The organism is Roseimaritima multifibrata (assembly GCF_007741495.1).
Classification (GTDB): domain Bacteria; phylum Planctomycetota; class Planctomycetia; order Pirellulales; family Pirellulaceae; genus Roseimaritima; species Roseimaritima multifibrata.
Genome location: NZ_CP036262.1, coordinates 1621751 through 1648016 on the forward strand (window position 1 = coordinate 1621751; position 26266 = coordinate 1648016).

The following is a 26266-nucleotide window of genomic DNA, read 5'->3' on the forward strand; positions in this document are numbered from 1 at the left end:
ACTGTTTAGTTCCTTTTGGTCGTTGGATTGCATGGCTCAGCCCGTTCCCGAAGACGATACGCGCCGGCGCATTCTTGATGCGGCAGGGCCTATCTTTGCCCAGATGGGGTTCAGCAAAGCGACTGTCCGCGATATTTGCTCGGCCGCTAAGGTGAATGTCGCCAGCGTTGGTTATCATTTTGGAGACAAGATGGGGCTTTACCTGAGCCTGGTGCGTCAGATTCGCAAGGCCCGCGAAGCCGCCTTTCCGATGCCCGAATTAGAGGGGACTGCCGAGCAGCACCTCTACCAGCAGGTCTATCTTCTTCTGCAGAGAATGCAGTCGGGGGATTGCAGTGGGTGGGAAGCCCAGTTGATGATGCGTGAAATGCAGAATCCGACCGAGGCCTTTCGGGAGATGGTCGAAGAGTATTTTCGGCCTCTTTTTGAACGAATTCAGCAGACCGCCGCGGAAATCCTCCAGGCCCCGGTCGCCCCTCATCAACTAGAGCAGATCGCCCTAAGTATTGTTGGCCAATGCTTTCATTTTCGAGTCAGCGAAAAAACGATTCAGCAGCTGATTCCGGCGCCTCGTTTGTCAGCACATTACGGGCTTGAGGATCTGGCCTGCCATGTTTCGGCGTTCACGTTGGCTTCGCTAACCAGTGCTTCTTATAACGAATGTTTGTCAAGGTTCCACGAGAGTTCTTGCCATGAGTGATTCCAACCCGAATTCTTCTGATCTCTCGGTTTCCACCGGGCCAAGCGATTCCCCCACGGCATCGCCTTATTCACCGGCACCGTCGGGGGGAGGGCAGCCACGTCGGTCAGGGATCGGCATGTCTCTGCTCTGGAACTTCGTTATTCCTTGTTTGATCCTGGCGGGCGCGTTTGGGATTTTCGTATGGTTTGGCGTATCGGCTGCGGAAGAGCGCCCCCCCGCCGATCAAAGTCTTGCGGGGCGGATGCAGCGGTTGCCGACGGCGGATGTTCAGCAGGTCCGCGGTCTCGCCGAGATTGGAAACCAGCTGAATCTGGAAGTCGACGGAGTGGTGGTGCCGTTTCGTGAGGTTCAGATCGCAACCGAAGTCGCCGGACGGGTGATCTCCAAAAGCCCTGCATGCGAAGCGGGAAATTATGTCACCGAAGGGCAATTGCTTTGTCAGATCGATCCTCAAGATTACGAATTAGAAGTCGATCGCTTGGTCCAGGCGGTTTCGCAAGCAAAGCAGACGATCGAAGAACTGGAACAAGAAAAGACCAATAGCCAGCGTTTGGTGGAGATCGCCGAGAGCGACATCGCGCTGCGGACTCGGGAGGTCAACCGGCTAGAGTCTTTACGGGCTGGTTTTTCGAGTGAATCGGAACGAGATTTTGCTCAGCAAGCGTTGTTGCAGTCCAGACAGGTGATGACCACTGCGAAAAATCAGCTTGAATTATTAACCAAACGTCGCGCGGGTCTGGAAGCATCGCTGGCAATTGCCGAGGTTCAGCTAAGAGTGGCTAGGTTGAATTTGGAGCGAACGCAAATTCGTGCCAAGGTAAGTGGAGTGATTGTCCGTGAAGACGCTGAACTGAATTCGTTTGTCCAGCGCGGCAGCACTATCCTGACGATCGAAGACACGTCCAAGGCGGAGGTTGCCGTCAACCTTCGGATGGATCATTTATTCTGGGTGCTCAATCAAGATCGAGGCAACCAGGTCAATAGCGAAGACGCACTTAGCCTGCCAGATCAACACGGGTACCGGCTGCCGCAGACGGCTGCGACGATCGAATATGAGGTCACTGGCCGCGATGATTCGGTTTACAAGTGGAGTGGCCAATTGATGCGATACGACGGGATTGGCTTGGATCAGCAGACCCGCACCGCACCGGTCCGGATTGTGGTCGATAACCCCCGGCGCTTCGAAAAACCGGATGGCTCGGAATCGCTTGCCTCGGGGCCAACGGCGTTGTTAAGGGGAATGTTTGTCAAAGTCGTGCTGCACATCAAACCGCAGCGTGAACTGGTTTTGTTGCCAGCGCTTGCGATGCAGCCGGGCAGTCGAATCTGGCAATTCACGCCCGACCCGAGCGTCTTGGATGTTAAGAAGGAACCTGCTGGCACGGATGCAAAACCGGCCGACGCAGCAGGAACCGCTGACGAAGGTTCAGGTCCCGCCGAAACCTTGGCGGACGAGCCAGCGGACGGGGAAGAAGACGAAGCCGAAAAGACCGCTCCGTTTGTTATGGAGGACTGGGTTGCCGGTCGAGTCTTGGTGATCGATCGAGTTCGAGCGATTGAATCGACCAGCCTGCAGCTTGGCAATCTGGGCGATGGGAAGGTTAAGGAGGGTGTCGCTGGCGAATCGAGTGCGACGAAGTTCTGGATATGTGAAGTGGCTGGCGGGGCCTTGAAACCAGGGGACTATGTAGTGACTTCACCACTGACGGCGGTTTCGCTTGATACGCCTCTGTCGGTTCGCGTGCCGCGTGCCCAAACCGCGCCAGGTCAACTTCCCGTTGCCTCCATCCCATAAGACCTGTTGGGGGCGGGCCCTTGCTGAAATGCCTGTCGTTATTGCCATCCTCTCTGTTACAGCCATCATCTAGCGAACACTGACATGAAGCGAATTGTTGCCTGGGCCATCGCCAGTTCACCTGGGATGAATGTGATCATGGTCGCTGCCATGCTGGTGGGGGCTGTCTGCCTGTACCAAATGCGCCGGGAAGTTTTTCCCGAATTCGAGTTGGAAGTGGTGATGGTCACCGTTCCGTATCCTGGTGCAACGCCCGATGACGTGGAGGAAGGGATCTGCCAGAAGATCGAGGAATCGGTACGCTCCCTTGAGGGGATCAAGCAAGTGACTTCGATCGCCCAAGAAGGGGCGGGATATGTGTTGATCGAACTGCGTAGTGATATTGAGGACGTTCAGAAAACGCTTTCCGAAATCGACCGCGAAGTCAAACGTATTTCGACATTCCCGGACCTTGCCGAAGACGTGCAAGTGCAGCAGATCACTTTTCGCGATGCCGCCATACGGGTCGGCGTGGTTGGTCCAGAATCGACCGACCCGCGAGCCGAGTGGCAGCTCCGGCAGGTCGCTGAGGAAGTCCGTGACGATATTTTGCAGCTGAAAACCGTTTCCGCTGCAGAGGTCGCAGGGGGACGCTCGTTTCAGATCGATGTCGAAATCGATGAGGCAACCTTGCGGCAATACGGTCTTTCACTAGAAGACGTTGCCGGTCGGATCCGAGCTCGCAACCTGGAACTTCCCGGGGGCCAATTAAAAGCGGAAGGCCAAGAGGTTTTGTTTCGAGCAAAAAACAAAGGCCGCGTTGGGGATGAGATACGGCGTCTACCGCTGATCACTCAGCAAAGCGGCGTGGTCCTCACGGTCGATGATCTGGGATCCGTCAGCGATGAATTCGATGATTCGGCAAACATTAGTGAGATCAACGGCATCCCGGCGATGGTTGTCAATGTAAACCGGACCAAAAGCGAAGACTTGCTGGCGATGGTCGATGATGTAAAGGCGTATTTGGCGGTGAAGGAGTTGCCTCCGGGGTACCGTTTTCTTCCTTGGGGAGATACCAGCGTCGACGTCCGTGACCGTTTGGATCTATTGCTTCGCAACGGCACCCAAGGTTTGATTCTGGTCTTCCTTGTGCTGGCTTTGTTTCTTGAATTGCGGCTGGCTGTGTGGGTCGCGATGGGGATTCCCATTTCGATTTTGGGAGCCGGGATTGCACTTGCTTGGGGCGACCAAACCCTGAACATGCTTAGCCTGTTTTCTTTTCTGGTGGCCCTTGGAATCGTTGTGGATGATGCGATTGTCGTAGGGGAGAATATCTATTCGCATCGCCAGCAGGGCAAGAACTTTCTGCAGGCGGCAATTGACGGTGCGAGCGAGGTGGCCCCCAGCGTGTGCGCCTCGGTGGTGACAACCGTTATCGCGTTTGGCCCGATGTTTTTTGTCTCGGGGGTGATGGGCAAGTTCATGGCGGTGATCCCGTTTGCGGTGGTTGCCATGTTAGCGATTTCGCTGTTGGAAAGCATCTTCATTCTGCCCTGCCACCTGGCACATCGGCATGATGGAGTGTTTAAGTTTTTGTCCATCGTCCTGTACCCACTGCGACCGCTTGGGATTTTGTTGAACTGGATGAATAAGCGTTCCAGCCTAGCGATGGAATGGGTTGCAAATCGAATCTACCTGCCGGTCCTTAAATTCAGCCTTGCTCGTCCGCTGGTCCCGCTTGCGATAACCCTGTCGTTATTTTTAATCACTATTGGAATGGTCCGTGGGGGTGTCGTTCCGCGGATCCTGTTTCCAAAATCGGACAACAATCTGATGCAGGCAACGGTGACGTTTCCCGATGGAACCCCGCAATCGGTAACCGATGTGGCCACTCGCGTAATGGAGCAGGCGGTTCGGGATGTCAGTGCAGAAATCGCAGCCGAGCGAGCGGCGGCCGAACAGGTTTCGATCGCCGATATTTATGGGCAACAAGAAGCGGGCGTGATTGGACCGGTCAAATTGACGTATCGCCAGGTGGGGGCGATCACCAATACACAGGGACCGATGGGAAACAGCACCGGCGGCGGAAGCCATGTCGGTCAAATATTCGTCGAACTGTTTGATACGACAACTCGAACGACTCATAGTGACGAAATTATGGCCCGCTGGCGAATCAAAGCAGGTGAATTCGCCGGAGTTGAGAAACTGACCTACGGATCCGTCGGAGTGGGGCCGGGAGGGAAAGCGATCGAATTCAAATTGTTGGCTCCGGCAAGTGCGACCGACCAGTTGGAAGCGGCGACCGAAGCTACCAAAGATCGCCTCGCCAAGTTTCAAGGTTTGTACGACATCGGCGATGATAACACTCCAGGGAAATGGGAATTCCAGCTGCGTGTGAAGGATGAAGCTCAAGCGACCGGAGTTACCGAGCAGGATCTCGGGCGAACGATTCGGAACGCCTATTACGGTGCCGAGGTCATGCGTCTGCAACGTGGGCGGCACGAAGTCAAATTGATGGTCCGCTATCCCGAAGACGAACGGAGCAGTCTTGCGGATTATCAAGAAGTTCGCGTGCGGACGATGGATGGACTGGAACGCCCGATCACCGAATTGGCTCAGGTCGATGTGGTTCGTGGGTATTCGGAAATCAACCGCGTCGATCAGCAGCGATCGATTACGATCTCCGCCGACCTTGATGAAACGAAAACCGAGCCCGATAAAGTTATCAATGAATTGAAGGATAACTTCATCCCTGAATTACAGAAAAAGTACCCTGGGATTTCGGTTCGATGGGAAGGGCAGCGTGAACAAAGCGTTGAATCGGTAGGGAGTTTGATGCGAGGATTTGCGGTCGCGATTACCGCCATGTTCGTCTTGTTGGTGCTGCAGTTCCGCAGTTATGTGCAGCCACTTTTGATTCTGGCGATCATCCCCTTTGGAATGATCGGGGCTGTCTGGGGCCATGCATTGTTGGGGTTGCCGCTGACCCTTTTCAGTATGTTCGGTTTGGTTGCATTGGCCGGAGTGGTCGTCAATGACAGTATCGTTCTGATCGACTTTATCAATCATCGAGTCCGAGATGGGATGCCGATTCGACAAGCGCTCTTAGAGGCGGGGGTTCGCCGCTTTCGTCCTGTGATGCTGACCAGCATGACAACCATCGCCGGGCTGCTGCCATTGTTGACCGAGAAGTCTTTTCAGGCTCAGTTGTTGATCCCGATGGCCGTCAGTTTGGCTTTTGGGTTGATGCTGGCGACTACCTTGGTGCTGCTGTTGATTCCGATCTTGTACATGATCTATCTGAACACGATCGAAGCTTTAGGGTTCAGCGCCATCGACGAAGAGCTGGTAGGCCAGCAGGTCGAAATCTAGAAGCAGGCGTCCAACTGGTTGATGTTTCTTAGCGGAACGGCGCGAGCCGTCCGGCAATCGTATGGAAAGCAGAATGAATTTTTCGGTCGGATTGCAGTGGTATGGCAAGCGACCAGAATCCCAACCCGCTGCGTAAGCGAGGGATAGCGTTCCCGGTCCCTCGCTTATGCAGCGGGTTAGGATCTCGGCTGCCTGCGACCTTACTTAACGCAGCGTCTCTTCGCAACGCTGTGATGTGCGAGCCTCGGGACTCATGCGATTTATAAATGAAGAAAGTCTGGCTCCCCTCGCCCCTAAGCGAGCTCTTTGGGGCGGAAGAAATCTCTGCTAGCTCATTGCGTGATCTCTGCCTCTTTTTTGATTTAGTGAAGCTTGCTTGGGGGAGAGGGGCTGGGGGAGAGGGGGAGATTTCCAGGCGGCGATTTTGCAGCGAAGACGCGGTGAATGCCTCGGATTTCATGCGATTATGCCACGCCTTGCCCAACGCTGTCGGCCCCTCTCCCCCAAAACAAGCTTTTGAATCGTACTTAATTGAATTAGCTGGCGAACCGTTGATCCAGTATCAAACGTGTTTTAAGCGAGCTTGTTTTGAGGGCGAGGGGAGCCAGACTTTTCTTCACTTATTCTTTTCACGCCTCGGAGAGGCTCGCCTACGCGGGAGCCTGTCCGATTCGTTCTGGCGATCTCATTCCCTCATTCCAAATCTTGGCTTCGGCTTAGCCAAGCTTTGCTAGGACTGCTTCACCCATTGCTTGGGTTCCGATCGACGGAGCACCGCTCGCGATGTCGGCGGTCCGCAGGCCGTCGGCTAGGACGCTGCGAACGGCTGCTTCGATGGCGGCGGCTTCTTCTTCTAGGTTCAACGAATGTCGCAGCAGCATCGCGGCGGCCAGGATGGTAGCCAGCGGGTTGGCAATGCCTTTGCCTGCGATATCGGGTGCGGACCCGTGAATCGGTTCATACAGGCCTGGTCCGCTGGCACCGATCGAAGCACTTGGCAGCATTCCGAGGGAACCGGGTAGCATCGAAGCTTCGTCGGTCAGGATATCGCCAAACAAATTGCCTGTGACAACAACATCGTAATCGCGTGGACGGCTGATCAGGTGCATTGCCATCGCATCGACCAGGACCACGTCGTATTGAACGTCGGGGAATTCTTCGCTCATGACGCGCTGAGCGGTTTGTCGCCATAAGCGACTTGGTTCCAGCACGTTCGCTTTATCGACACTGGTAAGGCGATTGTCACGTTGACGAGCGGCGAGTGCGGCCAGTCGAACGATCCGTTCGACTTCGGGGACACTGTAGACCATCGAAGCATAAGCCGATTCGACGCCGTCGACCGTATTACGACCGCTTTCCCCGAAATAGACGCCGCCGGTTAATTCCCGGAAGAAAAGGATATCGGTTCCGTCGACAATTTCTCGCTTCAGTGGCGAGGCATCGACCAATTCCGAGAAGGTCTGAATGGGACGCAGGTTAGCGAATAATTGCAATTCCTTGCGGATGCGGAGCAAGCCTTGTTCTGGACGAGTTTTTGCCGCAGGATCGTCCCACTTGGGGCCGCCGACGGCCCCTAATAGGATGGCTGCTGATTTTTTGCATGCATCAACCGTCGCTTGGGGAAGCGGATCCCCCGTTTCATCAATGGCGATTCCGCCAATGAGGTGGCTTTCGAATTGAAAGGTATGTCCGAATTTCTTTGCGATCTGAATCAGAACGTTTTCGGCTTGTTTGACGATTTCGGGTCCGATCCCGTCCCCGGGCAATAATACGATATTGGCGTTCACGTCAGTCAATCTTTCTCAGTATGGGGGGATGATTTTCCAGTACGGTCTTTTGCGGTAGGGGTACTGTAACCGAAACCGCCCCGAGCATTACAGCCGTCATAAAACGGCTGATTCCACACCTTTGTACCTCGGACGCCGGAATTACCGAATCGCTAAGGGGGCAGAAAACGTGGAAAACCGATACTTCAAATTGCCAAACCGCCTAGTTTTCGTATACACTACGCGTCCCACCTGTGTCCTGACTGTCCAGATTTTGAGATTCAGTCCCGCCGATTTTCCCGCTGTCCTTGAGTAATGGTTCGAATCGAAGTTTCGAGCCACGTTGCAAGACGCGGGCTTACCTACAGCAAACCTGACCTTTTGTTGCCAAGCCGCCTTTTTGGCTAGTGCATCGGTCTGAGTTGCCAATGGAGTCCCAACCATGTCTAACGAAGCGAAGACCTCCGAGCACTCCTCGGCTCGCGCTTTTTCGATGCGAAACATCGCCCCGTGGGGGGCTGGAATTGTCATCCTTTTGGCGATTTCTTCATTGTTGGCAGCAAATTGGCCGCATAAAGGGAACGACTTGGCGGCTCGGGCGCTCTGGCACGAAGTCGATCGAACGGGGCTTTCGATTTCAGTGATCGAACGCGGAAACCTGGAAAGCCAGGATAACGTGACGGTCTACTGCGAAGTGGAAGATGTTCAACGCGACGGAATCAATGGGACTCCGATCGTCTGGATCGTCGAAAACGGCTCCTCGGTAAAAAAGGGAGACCTGTTGGTCGAACTGGAATCGACGCCGATGCAGGAAGCCCTCGATGAACAATTGCTGGATACCGAAGAAGCGAGGACTCAGCAATTTCAGGCGGAAGCCAACTACGACAATCAGATGACTCAGAACAGCACTGCGGAAGCGGAAGCCAAGTTGAATGTTGAGCTGGCTCGGCTGAATTTGCAGATGTATATCGATGAAGAAAATGGCACGCACCGTCTGCAAATCGAAGAAGTCAAACGTGCGATCGACGACATCAACAACGAAATTTTGGCCGCTCAGGCCTCGATGGAATTGAAGGACGAGGATCGTCGCGGTTTGCAGTCGTTGTTCAAGCTTGGCTATGCCAACCGTAACGAACTGCGTCGTAGCGAACTGTCTTACCTGCAAGCGGAAGGGCAATACGCTGCCAAATTGAACCAATTGAAAACCAAACTGGCTTCGTTGGGCAAAATGCAGGATTACGAACGACGCATGCAGATCATGACGTTGGAAGGAAAACTGAACACCGCAATTCGTAGTCAGGAACAGACGGTCCGAAATAACGAAGCGGTTCTGGCCCAGCGAAAATCGCTGCTGCGAACACGAACCGAACAGTTAAAGAAAGAAGAGGAACGCCTGCTCCGTTATCAAACCCAACTGAAACTGTGCAAGATTTATGCACCACAGGACGGGATGGTCGCCTACGCCAGCGGACGCAACATCGAAATCCGCGAAGGGGTTCCGATTCGAATGCGTCAGCACCTGCTGTCGATTCCGTTGCTCTCTCAGATGCAAGTTCGCACGGCGGTTCATGAATCGGTGCTGGACCAAATGCAGCAGGGATTGACCGCGACGATCACCGTCGACGCATTTCCGGACCGTGAATACCAAGGAAAAGTGCATTCGATCGCGGTCCTCCCCGATCAGAACGGGCTGCGAGGAAGTGGCACAAAGGTCTACGAGACGGTGATCACGATCGACACCGAAGTTGAAAATCTAAAGCCGGGGATGACGGCCGTTGCCGAAATCCACATCGACGAAGCACCCGATGTGATTGCCGTTCCTGTGCAATCGATCCTCGAGCGCGATGGAGAGACATACTGCATGAAAGAGGGACCTGAAGGGGTTAGTCCGTGCCGTGTCAACTTGGGCCGCAGCAACGATGCCTACGTCGAAATTTTGGACGGAATCGACGCTTCTGACCGAATTGCTTTGAACCCAACGGACATTGCCGATGGGCTGCCGGAAGACCAAACGTGGTCGACCGATGATGCTTCTCAAGATATCCCGCATCCCAATCCTGAATTGGTTGCTGCCGCTAATTAAGGAACGCCTGCGATGCACTGGGCGACTCTGAAACTAGCGATTCGTAATGTCTTGCTACATAAAATGCGATCGTTTCTAACGCTGTTAGGGACGATCCTTGGCGTTGCCAGTGTGATTGCCATGCTCTCGGTCGGCGAAGGGAGCAAAAAAGAAGCGCTTGCTCAGATTCGCAAATTGGGGGCGGCCAATGTGATCGTGCGAAGCATCAAACCAAAACCTGATGAAGCGAGCGGCAGTAACGCAACACAGCCGGGGATGGTTTCGACGACCGGGAAGCAAACCATTCAGTATGGATTGACCCGAGCGGATTTGCGGATCCTGCAAGAACTGCCAACGGTCGAAAAAACGGTCCCCATGTTGGCCCTGCGGAAAGCGGTTCAGCATGGCAGACGGCGTTTAAGCGAGGCCCGTATCTTGGGGACGATTCCAGAATTTGCTGTCGTCAAAGGTGTCACCGTCCGCCCAGGTGGACGATTCTTGCGAGCCGAAGACGAACGAAGCATGGCGAACGTCGCGGTGCTGACTCAAGGAGCCGCGGTTGCTCTATTTGGATTCCATAATCCTGTTGGCGAACCGTTGTTGATCGGCAGCGGAGCCTATCGTGTCGTGGGGGTATTGGATTCTCAAGATTCCGGAGCCGCGAAAATGGGTAGTGGCGAAGCCGCTAATCAAAATCGAGACATCTATATCCCCTTGTCGGCAGCACGCAGCCGATTTGGTGAAACGCAGGTCGTTCCCGAATCGGGTGGGCGTCGGTCCGAGCGAGTCGAATTGAGCGAGATCACCCTGGCCGTCAACAATCAAGACGAAGAATTGGTTCGTCCGACGTCGGCGATGGTCCGCGATATTCTGGCGAAACAGCATCCCGTGCAATCGGATTATGAAGTCTATGTGCCGCTGGAGTTATTGGCTCAAGCGGAACATGAAAAACGGATTTGGAACATTGTTCTGGGTTCCATTGCAGGGATCTCTCTGTTGGTTGGAGGGATTGGAATCATGAACATCATGTTGGCGACCGTCACGGAGCGGACTCGAGAAATCGGGATTCGCCGTGCGATCGGAGCGAAGCGAAAAGATATTATCCGCCAGTTCCTTTTTGAAACCACGGTCCTTAGTACAACGGGGGGGCTGTTGGGAATCGCCCTCGGGGTCACGATCCCAGTGATCGTGACCTATATCCTTGAGGTCGAAACCGCGACCACGCTCAGTTCGATTCTGCTGGCGTTTGGAATCTCCGTCGTTACCGGGATCATCTTCGGTGTTTACCCCGCTTATAAAGCGGCTTCTATGAATCCGATCGAAGCGCTTCGGCATCAGTAACGATGCGCCCTCGCAACCGGATGGTGATTGCCTTGCCACCCGGCTGATCGGTCCACGTGTTAAATTTCCAACCGGCGAACGGATGGAAGTCGCAATTCGTTTGAATAGCAGACGGTCCATCTTCGTTTAGGTCCGATTGCAAGTAGTGGCGAAGTCTAGAGGTACAGAGTTACAGGCCGCATTGCTGAATATCAATCATCGGGCATGGAGGCCTGTACCTATATGTTGCTTAACGGACGGATTTTAGCGTTAGCAACGATTGTGCTGGCTCCTGTCGTTTTAGGGTTTGCGAACCTTGATACCCAAGTTGTTTTTGCGCAGGATTTTCCGCAGGGTCCGGTCGACGGAAATATCGCGGGGCAGCGCTCCAGCCCCGTTGCCGATGCTGTCGGTGGAAAATTGGTCGATGTAGACGTCTTGTCCAGAGATACCGTTGGCGATTCCAAACCTGACGAAACGGAAGACGAAGACTTTGACGAGGACTTCGACGAGGACGAGGATGAACTCGATTCCTTGCTGGACATCGCTGACAATGATGTCGGCGAATTGGCCAATGTAAATGTCCGTCGCAATGCGGCTGCACCCGCCCTGCAGACGGAGGTGACCTCGGTAAGCCGTCAGAAAAGTACCGTCGGTCGATCTCCGGCCGCTATCTTTGTGATCTCCAGCGATATGATCCGCCGATCGGGGGCACGCTCTGTTCCCGATGCCTTGAGAATGGCACCGGGTGTGGAAGTCGCTCGGATCGACTCCAGCAAGTGGGCGGTTAGCATTCGTGGATCGAATGGTCGTTTTGCAAATAAATTGCTGGTGCAGATTGATGGCCGGACCGTTTACACCCCGCTGTTTGGCGGGACTTTCTGGGATGTGCAGGATTTGCTGCTGGAAGACATTGAACGGATCGAGGTTTCTCGCGGACCGGGGGCCAGTGTGTGGGGAGCCAACGCAGTGAACGGTGTGATCAATATCATCACCAAAAGTGCCTCCGAGACCTTGGGAACGTATGTCGAAGCTGGGGCAGGGACCGAGGATCGCGGTTTCGTCGGTGCTAGGCATGGTTGGCAAACCGAATCGGGCGTCGACATGCGTGTGTTTGGGAAGTGGTTTGACCGTGACAATGGCTACGTGCCCGGTGGCGCAGCGCACGATGAGTGGGAAGTTTCACGCGGCGGGTTTCGCGCGGACTGGAAACCGGATCGCGATTCGACGTTGACGTTCCAAGGGGATGTCTACGACGGGGCCACCGGACGCGAAAATAACTATCCGGCGCCGCCTCCGATCTTTTCTGAAAACTTCATCGAAGACGCTGACTTGGCAGGATGGAATACCCTGCTGCGTTATACCCAAGCGAACGGTCCCGATAGTGAATGGTCGTTGCAGGGCTACTATGACCGGACGGAACGAGGTTACCCGGAGAAAGGATTTCGCGAAGATCGCGATACGGTGGATGTCGATTTTCAGCATCGTTTTCGTTGGCACGACAATCATGCGGTCATTTGGGGCGCCAGCTACCGAAACACTCGCGATAAATTGCAGAACGCACCGTTTTTTATCACTTTCACTCCCGAGCGGCGTGCGGACGATCTGTTCAGCTATTTCGTGCAGGATGAAATCACGCTGTTGGACGACGAACTGTTTTTAACAGCGGGTGCGAAATTTATTCATAGTGATTACACCCCATTCGAATTTCAGCCAACCGTTCGACTGCTTTGGACTCCGAACGAAAGTCAGTCGATCTGGTGCTCCTATTCCCGTGCGGTGCGATTACCGACTCGCGTTGGCGACGACGTGCAATTGATCTTGCAGCCCAGAGCCGATTTGGGTGGGGTGTTTCCGATCTTTACGGGGAACCACGATTTCGTCGCAGAGGATTTAGACGCCTGGGAGATCGGGATGCGTTCTCAACCGACCCGCCGTTTCTCCTGGGACATCTCTGCGTTCTATTTCGACTACGACGATTTGCAATCCGTGCAGCCGGGAACGCCTTATTTCGATCCGACCATTCCTGCCGGCTTCTTGCCGCTGAACCTTTCCAATGATGGAGAGGGACGCAGTTATGGTTTTGAATTAACGACTAACTATGAGCTTCGCGAATGGTGGAGGCTTTACGGATGCTACAGCAACCTCCGCGAAGAGTTTAACGGAGATGGCACGAACGCCGACAGCAGTCCAAACAACCAGGTCTATCTGCAGTCCTCTTGGGACTTGGAGCACAATCTGTCGCTCGATTTGATTTGGCGCTACGTCGACAATCTTCCTGCCCGTCAGGTGCCCAGTTACAACACGGCGGATGCACGGCTTGGTTGGACGCCATCGCGCAATCTAGAAATTGCTTTGGTCGGACGCAATCTACTGGACCCCAATCATCCTGAATTCGCCAGCGACAGCTTTACCAGCAATATCGCTACAAACGTCGAACGCGAATTTTACGGCATGATCAGCTTGAGATACTAGCAAAATGTCCACCACGTGGCGTAAACGTTGAATGCGAAACGCCTTGGGGTTATTGGAGGCCTATCCTCTGACGGGGATTTTGCTTTGAATCCTCGGTGGTTTAGTTTCCAGTCGAACGTTCCTTTGAATGCCGTGGAGTCGTAGCGAGATGCGTTTCCCAGCAATTCTTACTTGGTTAACACTGCTGGGAGTGTTGTGTGCTGGAGGGAAGGCCGTCGGAGAGACCCCGCCTGCTCCCCCCACCGAACAGGAAACGATTGTAAGGATCGCAAAAGAAGACAATATCAAAGCGGTCTATCTATACAGTTTCGGTCGTTTCACCAATTGGCCCGATCGGTTGCCAGGGGACGATTCGCCTTTTCGCGTCGGCATTGTTGGGCCCTCAGGGGTCCAAAAGAGCCTGATGAAGATCGCTCGGAAACGGACGATCCACGATCGCCCGATCGAAGTCGTCCCGTATCAATCGGCGGAGGATGTGGTCGTGGACGCATGCGACCTGCTGTTCGTGTCCTCTGCAATTCAGCCGGTTGATCTGACCTCTTTAATGCTGCGGGTTCGTGGAACCTCGGTACTTACCGTTACGGAGTCGCCGTCTCGCCCTGAAGGAACCGTGGTCAACTTTGTTGAAACCAGCGGTGCCATCCAGTTTGAAATCGATCTGGAAGAAGCGAAACGGAAAAGCCTTGCAATGGATGCTCGGTTGCTACGCCAGGGAATAAAAATGCTTCCTAGCAGTCCAAATCAAGGTCCTTGAAAATGTTGCCCAGGTGTCTGTCCGTTCCGGTACGTTGGGTTGTCGCGGTTTCTCCGCGACAATTCCTGCGCAACGTGTCGATCCGAACGAAATTGCTGCTGCTGGCAACCACTTCTGCGCTGTTGGCACTTGTCATCGCGTTTTCAGGGATGGCCGCCTACGACATTCAGTTCATTCGACAATCCAAAGTCGATCAGCTGGAATCGCAGGCCAAGATGTTGGCATTTAATAGTACGGGGGTGCTGACATTCCAGGACAAAGCCGCTACGCGTGAATTGCTCGCTTCGATGGCGATGTACCCAACCGTCGAATACGTATGCGTGCGAGACGAAACAGGAAGCTTGTTCGCCGAATTTCGCTCGCGTCCAAATAGCGTGGCTCGTCGACCAAGCAACCCAGCGAGCGGTCACCAAATCACGGACGAAGGTATCGAGGTTTTTCACCCAATCACCGACCGTGGTGAAAAAATTGGGTCGATTTATGTCTTTGCCAATATGTCCGATCTTGATTCGCATATTCGCCGCTATCTGTTAATCGGTTCCGGGATCATGCTGCTGTCACTGACCGGTGCAGGATTCATGTCCGTGTTATTGCAGCGATCGATTTCCAGGCCGGTCAAGGAACTGGCCGTGGCGGCAAAAACGGTTAAAGACCAACGGGATTTTTCGATTCGCGTGACCCCGCGGTCGACCGATGAACTGGGGGAATTAAGCGTTACTTTCAACAATATGTTGGATGAAATCCAAAGTTCTAAAGCGGCACTACAGACGGCCAATGATCGTCTGGAAGAACGGGTCGAGCAGCGAACGGCACAGTTGACGCAAGAGATTGAACGTCGCCAATCGGTGCAGGATGCATTGGTCGTTGCACGGGATGAAGCCGAGGCGGCCAGTCGCGCCAAAAGTGAATTCTTGGCGAACATGAGCCATGAAATCCGCACGCCTCTTAACGGGATACTTGGTTTTACCGAATTGCTCACGAATTCTTCGGCGGTTGCAGAGCCGACGCTGCGTAAAGACTATTTGGAAACGATTTCGGCAAGCGGCCAACACTTGCTAGCCCTGATCAATGACATTTTGGATCTGTCCAAAATCGAAGCGGGGCAGCTAGAAGTGGAATTATCCCCATGCTCGCCCCACGATGTACTGAACCAAGTTGTCAGCGTGTTGCGAGCCCGCGCCCAACAGAAAGGGCTGAAGCTGCGATGCGACTGGACGACCAAGGTCCCCGAATCGATCGTGACCGACGGCGGACGGTTGCGGCAGTTGTTGATGAATTTAGTTGGCAACGCCATTAAATTCACCAACGAAGGATCCGTTCGTATCAGTGCCGAACTTGATCATTTCAGTGAAGTTCTGACCATTCGCGTGATCGATACCGGGATCGGAATCCCTAACGAAAAACAGGCGAAAATTTTTAGTCCTTTTGTCCAGGCCGATAATTCGGTCACGCGGCGATACGGTGGTACGGGACTTGGATTGGCGATTTCTCGTAGGCTCTCCGCGGCACTTGGTGGGGAACTGCAGGTGGAAAGCAAAGAAGGGGAAGGAAGTATCTTTATCCTGAAAGTCCAAACGGGTTCGCTGAAGGACGTTGATCTTCTCTTAGCGCCTCCTGCGGATGCCTTGATCGGCATGCTGGATTCCGAGCTGAGTGAAGAGATTCGTTTGCCTGCCTGCAACATTCTGGTTGTTGAAGATGGCCAAATTAATCGCAAACTGGTTCGCATCATGCTTGAAGAGGCAGGTGCCAAAGTGACAACCGCAGAGAATGGATGGGTCGGGGTTCAGGCCGCACGTCGTGAAGCGTTTGATCTGGTTGTGATGGATATGCAGATGCCGGTGATGGACGGCTATACCGCCGCTTCGCAGCTGCGAAAAGACGGAATCACCGTGCCGATCGTGGCGTTGACCGCCCACGCGATGAAAGGGGATGAAGAGAAGTGCCTCGCGGCCGGCTGTTCGGATTATTTAACAAAGCCGATTCAAGGGACGTCCTTGTTGCAGAGTGTGCGAAATCTGATTCCTGGAGCGGCAGCTATAAAGGCTGACTTTGCGAAGCCGATTGTCGCTTCAAAGCCAGCAGGCCGAACCGTGGTTCAAGTGGAAGCGGAATCTACCACGTATGCTCCTGCCGATCTGAGGTCGACGTTGCCGTTGGAAAATCCGATCTATCAAGAAATCGTTGAAGAATTCATCGGTTTTCTGAACGAGCATGTCCGTGATATGAAATCGGCGTTAGTCGATCACGATTTTGATCAACTGACTCACCTAGCCCATGGTTTAAAAGGGGCGGGCGGGACCGCAGGGTTTTCCGCTTTAACGTCGCCCGCGGCGAGGGTCTGGGACGCCGCCAAGGACGAAGACTGCGACCAAATCGAGGAATCGCTCGCGGTGCTTGCTGAATTGACTCAGCAGATCACCGCGACACCGCAGCGAGTTTGAGTTTCCAGCGATTTGTAATTTCCTGTTACCGCTCGGTAAATGGTGACCTAATGTTGACTATCAACTAGGACGATCACCTCTCCAATTCAAAAATCCGGCAGTTTTGAACTGCCGTCACCGCTGGGCCTCCGATGACCGCTACGACTAGCGAATTAGCTTCATCGACAATCATGATTGTCGATGACATCCCCATCAATGTTAAAGTCGCGCGTGCTCATCTTGAATCTGCTGGATATAGGAACTTTGTGACCCTGACCGATCCGGCTGAAGCATTAACCGCCATCGATTACTCCAATCCCGATGTCGTGCTGTTGGATATCATGATGCCAGGAATCAGCGGGCTGGAAATACTGGAAGACATCCGGGCAAATCCCCAGACGGAGCACTTGCCCGTTCTAGTCCTTAGTGGGGCAGAAAGCCGTGATCTAAAGAATCAGGCACTCTTGCTAGGGGCGACCGATTTTCTGTCCAAGCCTATCGACATTGATGAATTATTGCCGCGTGTCCGCAATAGTTTGTTGATGAAGACGTATGAAGATGATCTGCGGTCGCAAGTTGTGCAGCGTACTAAGGAGCTGGAACAAGCTCATTATGAACTGATTCATTGTCTGGCTAGGGCGGCCGAGTTCCGCGATGGCGATACAGGGGCTCATATCGTTCGTGTCGGCAAGTACGCCGCCATCATCGCCGATGAACTGGGGATGGAACCTGAAAAAATCAATCGTCTGCAACAGGCCGCAACCCTTCATGATGTTGGGAAGATTGGGATTCCCGATGCCATCCTTCAAAAAGAAGGAAAACTGACCGATGACGAATACGAAAACATGCAGCGACATTGCGGGCTTGGAGGGCAGGTTTTAAACCAGGATTTGCACCGCACAGGAATCTCCCTGACGAACCATCCCACGATTGGAGCTGAGATCATGGCTGTCTGTTCCTCGCCAACAATCGTGCTGGCTCGGACGATCGCCCTCACGCACCATGAACGCTGGGATGGGAACGGTTATCCCCTCGGGTTAGGAGGTGAGAACATTCCAATTGAAGGAAGGATCACCGCGGTTGCGGATGTGTTTGATGCCTTGAGTAGTCGCCGCCCGTACAAGAAAGCGTTCTCGCTGGATAAATGTTTAAGCATCTTAGACGAAGAGAGCGGGTCGCATTTTGATCCGCGAATCGTAAGTGCCTTCCTCAACCGAGTTTCCGATATCGTCGCAGTTCAACTTGAGTATGCCGATGTCTGTTAATTCACTGGGCGCCCAAGAGCGACCACAGGTCTTGGTAGTCGATGACCATCCGACGACCAGGAAGTTGATGTCTGCATGGCTAGAACTTTCCGGGTATCCGGTCTCTCAGGCGGAAGATGGAATCCGCGCTTGGTCAGCCGCTCAATTCGATTGCCCGCCGATTGTGGTCACTGACTGGAACATGCCAGAAATGTCAGGGCTGGAATTGTGCCGCTCGATTCGCCGCAAACTGTGTAACGAAGACGTTTATATCCTGGTCGCTACATCACGCGATTCGGGAGACGATCTTTCCGAAGCGATGGCAGCCGGGGCGAACGATTTTCTCTCCAAACCGATTCAAGAAGACGAATTTTTGGCGAGAATCCAAAACGCTGAAAACGCGATTCGGCAGTTGCAGATGAAGACGGAGCTTGCCGAAGTCGATGGCTTGACCGGACTGCTGAACCGCCGCTCTTTTTTAGAGCGAAGTGAAGCCGCACTTGAAGTGACAAAGCAGCTCGGGCAACCGACTTCCTGCCTGATGATGGACATTGACTTGTTTAAGCAATTCAATGACCAGTATGGGCATGCCATGGGGGACGACGTTCTGCGACTGGTCGCCAGCATCATCAAAGAGACTTCCCAGAATCGTGAGATCGCAGGTCGCCTAGGTGGCGACGAATTCTGTATTTTGCTTTCGGAATATGATGAAAACGAAGCGATCCTGTATGCAGACCGCTTGCGTAAACTGATTATCGATCGGTCTTCGGAATTGATTGGTCCCCATGCTGTGGTTCGCACGACGATTGGCGTCAGTCCGTTTACCGCAGAATGCAGGACGATTACCGATTTGCTGGAATTGTCCGATCGAGCCTTGTTGTCGGCAAAAAATGAGGGGCGTGATCGGACGCAAAGCCATACCGGTTTACAGCGTCAGCGACTGAACGAAGGGGACAATGCGACGGTCGGGCAATTTGCACTCCTTCGCTCTACTTCGGCAGAAGCGATCATGACAACCGGCATGGCGGTGTACGGTGAACAGGAATTGTTCCGCAATACGTTGGCTTCCTTCCTGGCGTCGAATGCTGATAGTGCGTGCGTGGTGAATGAAAATCGTGAACTTGTCGGTATGGTTTCCGAACGCGATTTCTTAAATGCACTCGCTTCCCGCAAAGAATTAGATGCTCCGCTTAGCGATGTGATGAACGGAAACATCGCTCGATTCAGGCTGGATACAACGGCGGAAAAAATCTGGCAAACGCTCCAACGAACTCCGATGTTGCGGAGTGTTGTTGTCGACGGGCGAGGCGTTCCCGTGGGGATGATCGAACGTCGTTCGCTGCTGCGATTGCTAAGCGAGATCGAAGAAATCTAATTGCGAGGTGACAACGTTCACTCGGCGAGCAATGCTTCGATATGTTTTCTGAAATTGGCTTCTCCTGGATTCCCTTTCCAGTTGAGTTCTCCTTGCCACCAAGTGCGGATAAAGCCCTCTTTGTCGATCAGGTAGACGGTTGGCCACATCGTTGTTCCCCAGCCCTTCCAGTTCTCTGATTCCGTATCCATTAGGAGCGGATATTGGATGTCATTTTCAACGGCGGCCGCTGCAACTTTTTCCGCATCCCTTTCCGAACTTGTTTCCGGAGTTTGAATGCCGATTACAACCAGCCCTTGGTCGGCATAGTCTTTGTGCCAGGCCGTATAGTGCGGCAGGTTACGTTTGCAGTTGATGCACTGAAACGCGTAGAAGTGGACGGCGACTACCTGCCCTTTCAGATCCTGCAGGTTTCCTGGCAGCGCTTTGGCAAGCCACTGCGATGTTTGCAGTTCAAGGGATGGGGCCAACGGATAGATTCGCTGAACGGCGGAGAAGTCGAATGGTTCGCCTCGCAGGTTCGCGATTTTCTGTTTCTGTTCATTGGAAAGACTATCGACAATCCCATGGTGCTCTTCATCTTTGATCGCCTGCAGTTCTTCTTGCAGCGATCCGAGGTCGGAACCGGACGCGACCTTCTTGCTTAGCTCGGTTGCGGTGCGATCGGTTTTTAGGGCTGCCAGTCGAAAGGCACTGTGATCTTCCTCTGATAATTGAAGGACGGCGGCGACATCCTTTTGCAGAACAATTCGAGTCCCCAAGGCTTGGCGTTCCAGCTGTTCCAGACGAAGCCATTGCACTCGATCCAGAACCGTTAGAAGGCTCTCTTTTAGTTTTTCTGTTAGTTGGCGTTGGATCGCTAGCCGGTCGGTGGCCGGTTGGATTCGCGACGGCCACCAGATCGCATCGAGGGGACGCAGTAACGCGACGACTTTTTCGATCTGCTTGGGGCGGAGCTTCAGTTCGTCCCAAACCAATTGGTCGTGCAGCATCTGTAGAAGCGCGGGGGGCATTTCGATCGGTTCGTCGCCGGTGAATTGGCTTTCGGCGGTGTTCTCTTTGTCGGCTCCGTGAACCAAATTCTGTGGATGGCTCAGTTGCACCAGGGCCAGCAAAAGCAGAGCAAACGAGAGATGGAAATAGCAGGTTCGCATGGCAGCCACAAAGCAAAGGGTAAAGGATCATTCGATCCGCATTATAGAGCACGGGCCGGAAATCCCGAAATTCTAAGCGGTGCCCAGCCGAGAAGCGATTCGGCCCGCAGGCATGCGCTGGATCACATGGCAAACGAGCGACCCCCAAGGGAGTGAAGGAATCACTTCACTTTCCGCCCAATCCCTGGTAAGTGCTCTCGTTTGGTGGTCTGTTCCCGAAGCAGTCACGTAGCGCCGTTCGCCATAGCGTGGGCAGGCCGACAATACATTACCAATAGATTTCACGTCCCCCGAGACGAGGGGTCGTGCTTGTATTTGCTCCGCCGCCTATTGAAACGACAGCCCGTTGGGTTTCGAAGAAATTTGGGCGGGTCGCGATGTTGGCGGAGGTTTATGAACCGCTTGTTGCTTTGACGTATTCGACCAAGGCGATAACGTTTTCAACGGGGGTCTGCTGGAGGACGCCGTGGCCCAGATTGAAAATATGTCCGGGACGGCCGGCCGCTTGAGCGAGGACTTCGCTGGCTCGCAGGCGAATCTGTTCGGGGTCGCCCAGCAGGACTGCGGGATCGAGGTTTCCTTGGACGGGGCGATCATGGCCAATGCGTTGCCAAGCCGTGTCTAGCGGGATGCGCCAATCCACGCCGACAACCGTTCGGCGATCGCCTCGAAGGAGTGGAAGCAATTCGGGATTGCCGGTTGCAAAATTGATCACGGGAACACCTGGGGTGATCCCCTCAAAAATTTGCTTCATGTGGGGCAGCACAAACTGCCCATAGTCGATCGGGCTGAGGCAGCCTGCCCAGCTGTCGAATAATTGCACGCACTGGGCACCCGCGGCAATCTGTGCGTTTAGGTATCGAACGACCGAACGCGCCAGTTTGCCCATCAAACTATGCCATGCACCTGCATCGGTGTGCATCAGCTGTTTGGTGTGGACGTATTGTCGACTACCACCCCCTTCAATCGCATAACTGGCGAGCGTGAATGGGGAACCGGCAAACCCGATCAGAGGGAGATGTTGCGGCAAATCGGCACGTGTCTGGCGAACCGTTTCAAAAACAAAATCGAGCGAGGAAACGTCTTCTAGTTCTTGGACTCGATCGACTTCGTTGGGAGACCGGATGGGGTTATGGATGACCGGTCCGTCTCCTTTGACAAATTCCAGATCGAAACCCATCGGTTCCAGGATCGGCAATAGGTCGGAAAAGATAATCGCCGCGTCGACTCCAAGACGGTCGACTGCCGTGCACATCACTTCGCTGCAGAGTTCCGGTTTCTTACACAGTTCCAGGAACGACTGTTTGGCTCGGACTTCGCGGTATTCCTGCATGTAGCGTCCCGCCTGTCGCATCAGCCAGATCGGAGTCCGTTCGGTCGATTCGCCGCGGCAGGCCCGCATGAAAAGACTCTCTTGGCTTGGATGTGGTATGCGTTCGCCCGTCACAGGATCCATCACAGTCGTTACTTTCTTGTATTCTCCCAGCGTGCGACATCGTTTTGCGGCTTCAACAACCAGATGTCCCATCTTGGGATGAGGGGGTTCAAAATCAGCGGTTAGTTCACATTCTTGTAGCATTTCGGTCGTGGTCGGACCAATCGATCCGACGACCATGCTTCGCAGACGCGTGCGAAGCCGATCGGTCAGCTTCAGGTGCTCGGCCATGCGGAGCATATTAACAACTTGGTGGCCGCTGGTGACCAGCAGGACATCTCGGTCTCCGGCACAGATCGCTCGGACGTTCTGTTCGAGGGCGGAGGTATCTTCGGGGTATTCCCAGCCGTAGACCTTCAGTGCGAGGACTTGCCCGCCGCGGGCTTCCAGGCCGGCGATCAAGCTGGTGTTGGTGATTCCATATTCCTGTACCGCGACCGTTTGGTATTGCACGGGGGCCACCGAATCGACCAGTTGGAGCAGTTCGCGCCAAGTATTCGGTTCACCCACCTTGAAAGTTGGTTTTAGGCCAAATTCACGCATCGCGGCGACCGGTTTCGGGCCGCGGCAAACGGTGGTGATATCGGACAGTGAATCGAGGAATTGCTGCAGGTCGACATGACGCTCGATCGATTTGATCAATTGTCGAAACCCGACCCCGGTTAAGAGGATTACATAGGTAATTTCGCCCGTCATCACGCGATAGGCAAAATCGATCGCGGGCCGATTGGGTTCGATCGGGACCTCTCGCATCGACGGGCTGACATAGGCAACGCCGTTATGTTTCTCGATCAGCCGAGCCATATCGCCGGGGCGACGGCTTTGCAGGGCGGCGACGCGTAAACCGCCAAAATCGGGATCCATAATGCACTTGTCCGGAATTCAGAGTGGGAAACGTTGGTAGTGGTCCTGTAATCAAAGACGCAGGGAATGTATTGTAGACGCCCCATTCGATTCCGTTAGCCCGTGTCACCGACTATGCCGCGCCGCAGTCTTCGTAGCCTTCGGGCTGCCTTACCACTTGATCGTTACCTTTCGACGGTTGAGGAATTACCCCCACTGCTGACCAGTTCCTCGCTGTTTAACAATGATGCGCCCTTGGAAATCGAGGTCGGGTCCGGGAAAGGGCTGTTCATGCAGACCGCATCGGCAGCCGAACCGGATCACAATTTCCTCGGGATCGAAATCGCCCACAAATACGCTGCCTCGGCGGCCGCTCGCTTGGCTCGTAACGAGCAAAGCAATGCGAGAATGGTGGCAGGGGACGCCGAACCCTTGTTTCAGGCGAAGATCCCCGAGGGCTCTTTAGAGGCGGTTCACGTTTATTTTCCCGATCCTTGGTGGAAGACACGCCACAAGGGGCGGCGGGTTCTTAACGAGGCCTTTATCGAAAATGCCACGCGCTGCCTCAGAATCGGTGGACGCTTTCATTTCTGGACCGATGTCCTCGATTATTTCGAATCGACGATCGAAAAAGCTGCCCTGGTCGCTCCCAATCTTGGGCCTCCCATTCCAGAAATCGCCCCGGCTGCCGAACATGATCTGGACTATCGGACTCACTTTGAAAGGCGGAGCCGAAAGCATCGGATCCCGGTCTATCGCGTTTGTTACCGCAAACAGGCGTAGTCCTCTGCCGCGGTCCGCAGTCAAGTAACCGTTTAAGCCTCACCTCGTTTTCCACTTTCTACTGTTTAGGATTCTATCGGATGTCCTCCACTGACCTGTTGGCTGAACTCCGCTGGCGCGGCCTGATTCATCAATGCACCGATGAGGCGGGTTTAGAAAAATTGCTCAGTGAGCCGCAAACGATCTACATCGGTTTCGATCCAACGGCGACCAGTTTGCACATCGGCGGATTGATGCAGTTAATGCTTCTTCGCAGGTTCCAGAAAGCGGGCCATCGACCGATCGCCTTGGTGGGAGGGGCGACCGGGATGATCGGGGATCCGACGGGTAAAAGTGAAGAGCGGAATCTGCTGACCCCCGAGCAGTTGGCTGCGAATGTGGATGGGATCGCAGCCCAGATGCGTGCATTCATCGATTTTGACGGAGACCAGCCTGCGCTGTTGCTGAACAACCATGACTGGATGAAGGACTTTAGTTTTCTAGATTTCTTGCGTGATGTCGGGAAAAACTTTCCCGTCGGAACCATGCTGGGGAAAGAATCGGTCCGAGCTCGCCTGGAGAGTGAATCGGGGCTGAGCTACACCGAATTTAGTTACCAGTTGTTGCAGGCCTACGATTTTGTGCATCTGGCCCGCGAACACGGGTGTTTCATCCAGGGTGGCGGAAGCGATCAGTGGGGCAATATCACCGCTGGAATCGATTTGGCCCGAAGAATGTTGGGCAAACCGCTGGTCGGTTTAACGGCTCCCCTGCTGCTGACCAGCGACGGTCGCAAAATGGGAAAAACGGAAAAGGGAGCCATCTGGTTGGATCCGCAGCGAACCAGCCCCTACGCCTTTTACCAATACTGGCGGAATGTCGAAGATGTGGATGTGATGCGCTGCATCGCGTTCCTCACGGAAATCGACAAAGAAGAATACGACGAACTGGCGGTCAAGGTCGCCGAGGATCCAGGCCGCCGGGAAGCGCCTCAGCGATTGGCTGAATGGATGACCCGGTTCGTTCACGGTGAAGAAGGTTTGCAGGCGGCTTTGAAAGCCAGCAAGATGTTGTTCGGCGGTGAAATCGATTCGCTAAGCGATAACGCACTGGGAGAAATCTTTGAGGACGTTCCCAGTCAGGAATTCCCCCGATCCGCGCTGGAGGGGGAAGGCCTGTGGGTCGTCGAAGCGTTTCAGAAATCGGGTTTGGCAAGCAGCAATGGGGACGCTCGCCGGACGATTAAAGATGGTGGCGCGTACGTAAACAACCGCCGTGTTGTCGACATGGATAACCGTCTGACCGAAAAGGATCTGGCCAGCGAAACGGTCATGGTCCTGCGAAAAGGAAAACGGAAGTACGCCCTGCTGAAATTTTTGTAAAGGCGTAAAGGCAGGATCGCGCTCTAGCGATCCGAGCGTCGCCTTTCGCTCCGCGAAAGAAAAGTCCTTTTGGAGCTACTTTCGCGGACCGAAAGACTACAAAAACCGTCACCTATCAATTTCGCTGCGGCGCACGTCCAGCTGCCAGCGGATGGTTCGAGGAACCGTGTTCTCTTGAGGCGTGATCTTCAATCGTAGCAGCCGGTTGTCTGTATCCAGGCTCCATTCGGCAGCGGGTTGCTGCGCTGCGGAAGTTTGAGCGTCGATCGCCAGCGGGGTCAGGACCAGTGTCTGCTCTCCGTGCGTCACCTGCGCTTGGTTGTCTTGGATGGCGACTTCGACGTTGTCTGACAACCGGTACTGGCTGCCAAGGGCGAGCGGAAAAATGGGGTAGCGGCAGGCGATGTCGAATTTTAGCGACGGGGTTTTGTCGTTTAAAAACGCTTCCACACTGCTGCTCCAGTGCCCTTGGCCCGCTTGCCCAACGGCGAGAGCTGCATCGTTTTCGCCGATCGGTTCGACCGATAATTGCTGAAGGGGTGGGTCGGCGGGCCAGTTGTCCGAAGCGGTTTCCGCTGGATCGGACTGCAACAGGAGCGTGGGATCGCCGGAGCTGGCGAAACTGAAAATTTGATGCTGGTAGCGGTCGCCGGATCGAGGGAAGCGAATTTCAATCCCGGCGCCGTCCTGATTTTTTACCGATAGCTGTAGAGGTTCCATGTTTAGTCCTCCACCGTTAGTTCTGCAAAACGACGTAGCAATTCCAGTCCGTTGGCTTGGCTTTTTTCGGGGTGGAACTGCGTCGCGAACAGATTTCCGCGGCGGATCATTGCACAGAATTCGCCTCCGTAATCGCAGGTCAGGGCAACCACATTGGGATCGGCCGGGACGACGTAGTAGGAGTGTACAAAATAGAAGTACGCCTCCGCGATATTGTCGGGCAAGATCGGTGCCGTCGGTGGGCAGACGTTCACTGTGTTCCAGCCCATGTGTGGAACTTTAAAGCCTGCGGGGCGCTGGAAGCGGACGACTTCGCCTGGCAAAACGCCCAAACCTTCGAATGTTCCACCTTCATACCCGGTGTCAAACAGCAACTGCAGGCCTAAGCAGATTCCAAGGAAGGGGCGGTTGGTCTGGCAGTAGTCCTGGAGTGGCGAAACCAGGTCACGTCGTTTCAGTTCGGCCATCGCCTCGCCGAAACCACCGACGCCGGGCAGGATTAGCCTCTCCGCAGCCGCGATTTCCTTGGGATCGGAGGTGATGTGAGCGGTCGCGCCGACTCGCTCCATCGCTTTTTGGACACTCCGGAGATTGCCCATTTGGTAGTCAACAATGGTGATCATCTGCTTAGCAATACAAGCGAGTCAGGGGCTAGCGGGGAAAATCAAGCTTTAGAAACCTAATCGCCTGAACGGATGGTGT

General features: G+C 54.2%; 17 protein-coding genes. 12 read left to right on the forward strand and 5 right to left on the reverse strand.

Going from position 1 to position 26266, the window contains the following annotated elements; translation table 11 throughout:
• The first annotated feature begins 31 nt into the window (after positions 1-31).
• From FF011L_RS05965 to FF011L_RS05975, 3 genes are all read left to right on the forward strand, one after another.
• A complete protein-coding gene (locus tag FF011L_RS05965) occupies positions 32-700 on the forward strand; it encodes a CerR family C-terminal domain-containing protein (protein ID WP_145350755.1) in 669 nt (222 codons plus the stop codon).
• Entirely contained in the window at positions 693-2498 is a 1806-nt protein-coding gene (locus FF011L_RS05970) for an efflux RND transporter periplasmic adaptor subunit (RefSeq protein WP_145350756.1), read from the forward strand. Before FF011L_RS05965 ends, FF011L_RS05970 begins: the two co-directional genes overlap by 8 nt.
• 84 nt (positions 2499-2582) lie before the next feature.
• Entirely contained in the window at positions 2583-5849 is a 3267-nt protein-coding gene (locus FF011L_RS05975) for an efflux RND transporter permease subunit (protein ID WP_145350757.1), read from the forward strand.
• A gap of 716 nt (positions 5850-6565) precedes the next feature.
• On the opposite strand, the gene leuB is transcribed toward FF011L_RS05975, so the two are convergent.
• A complete protein-coding gene (gene leuB, locus FF011L_RS05980; protein WP_145350758.1) occupies positions 6566-7636 on the reverse strand; it encodes a 3-isopropylmalate dehydrogenase in 1071 nt (356 codons plus the stop codon).
• Between the two features lie 421 nt (positions 7637-8057).
• Between leuB and FF011L_RS05985 the strand changes: the two genes are divergently transcribed.
• The 7 genes from FF011L_RS05985 (at position 8058) to FF011L_RS06015 (ending at position 19268) form a co-directional block, all read left to right on the forward strand.
• Positions 8058-9698 carry an efflux RND transporter periplasmic adaptor subunit gene (locus tag FF011L_RS05985; RefSeq protein WP_145350759.1) on the forward strand — a complete coding sequence of 547 codons (1641 nt, stop codon included), beginning with the start codon at positions 8058-8060 and terminating at the stop codon, positions 9696-9698.
• A 12-nt stretch (positions 9699-9710) separates the two neighbouring features.
• Positions 9711-11018: an ABC transporter permease gene (locus tag FF011L_RS05990; RefSeq protein ID WP_145350760.1), complete on the forward strand. Its 1308-nt coding sequence runs from the start codon at positions 9711-9713 to the stop codon at positions 11016-11018.
• Positions 11019-11222: 204 nt separating this feature from the next.
• Entirely contained in the window at positions 11223-13472 is a 2250-nt protein-coding gene (locus FF011L_RS05995; protein WP_145350761.1) for a TonB-dependent receptor plug domain-containing protein, read from the forward strand.
• A gap of 148 nt (positions 13473-13620) precedes the next feature.
• Positions 13621-14226 (forward strand): YfiR family protein, encoded by a 606-nt coding sequence (locus FF011L_RS06000; RefSeq protein WP_218933042.1) that lies wholly within the window; start codon positions 13621-13623, stop codon positions 14224-14226.
• 2 nt (positions 14227-14228) lie between these two features.
• Positions 14229-16670 carry an ATP-binding protein gene (locus tag FF011L_RS06005; protein WP_145350763.1) on the forward strand — a complete coding sequence of 814 codons (2442 nt, stop codon included), beginning with the start codon at positions 14229-14231 and terminating at the stop codon, positions 16668-16670.
• Between the two features lie 131 nt (positions 16671-16801).
• Positions 16802-17914, forward strand: a complete 1113-nt coding sequence (locus FF011L_RS06010) for an HD domain-containing phosphohydrolase (protein WP_145350764.1) — start codon at positions 16802-16804, stop codon at positions 17912-17914.
• Entirely contained in the window at positions 17904-19268 is a 1365-nt protein-coding gene (locus FF011L_RS06015; RefSeq protein WP_218933043.1) for a diguanylate cyclase, read from the forward strand. The genes FF011L_RS06010 and FF011L_RS06015 overlap by 11 nt, the downstream gene beginning before the upstream one ends.
• A gap of 17 nt (positions 19269-19285) precedes the next feature.
• Here FF011L_RS06015 and FF011L_RS06020 read toward each other — a convergent pair whose 3' ends face one another.
• Positions 19286-20422, reverse strand: a complete 1137-nt coding sequence (locus FF011L_RS06020) for a redoxin domain-containing protein (protein ID WP_145350766.1) — start codon at positions 20420-20422, stop codon at positions 19286-19288.
• Between the two features lie 391 nt (positions 20423-20813).
• The gene (gene hemE, locus FF011L_RS06025; protein WP_145350767.1) at positions 20814-22721 is read right to left on the reverse strand and encodes a uroporphyrinogen decarboxylase; all 1908 of its coding nucleotides are present in this window, start codon (positions 22719-22721) and stop codon (positions 20814-20816) included.
• Positions 22722-22835: 114 nt separating this feature from the next.
• Here hemE and trmB point away from each other — a divergent pair, with 114 nt between their 5' ends.
• Together trmB and tyrS are read left to right on the forward strand one after the other, a co-directional pair.
• Positions 22836-23483, forward strand: a complete 648-nt coding sequence (gene trmB, locus FF011L_RS06030) for a tRNA (guanosine(46)-N7)-methyltransferase TrmB (RefSeq protein WP_145350768.1) — start codon at positions 22836-22838, stop codon at positions 23481-23483.
• Between the two features lie 80 nt (positions 23484-23563).
• Positions 23564-24844 (forward strand): tyrosine--tRNA ligase, encoded by a 1281-nt coding sequence (tyrS, locus tag FF011L_RS06035; RefSeq protein ID WP_145350769.1) that lies wholly within the window; start codon positions 23564-23566, stop codon positions 24842-24844.
• 108 nt (positions 24845-24952) lie between these two features.
• Here tyrS and FF011L_RS06040 read toward each other — a convergent pair whose 3' ends face one another.
• Complete coding sequence (locus FF011L_RS06040) at positions 24953-25564, reverse strand: hypothetical protein (protein WP_145350770.1); 612 nt, start codon at positions 25562-25564, stop codon at positions 24953-24955.
• A 2-nt stretch (positions 25565-25566) separates the two neighbouring features.
• Complete coding sequence (gene hisH, locus FF011L_RS06045) at positions 25567-26187, reverse strand: imidazole glycerol phosphate synthase subunit HisH (protein WP_145350771.1); 621 nt, start codon at positions 26185-26187, stop codon at positions 25567-25569.
• Between the last annotated feature and the right edge of the window lie 79 nt (positions 26188-26266).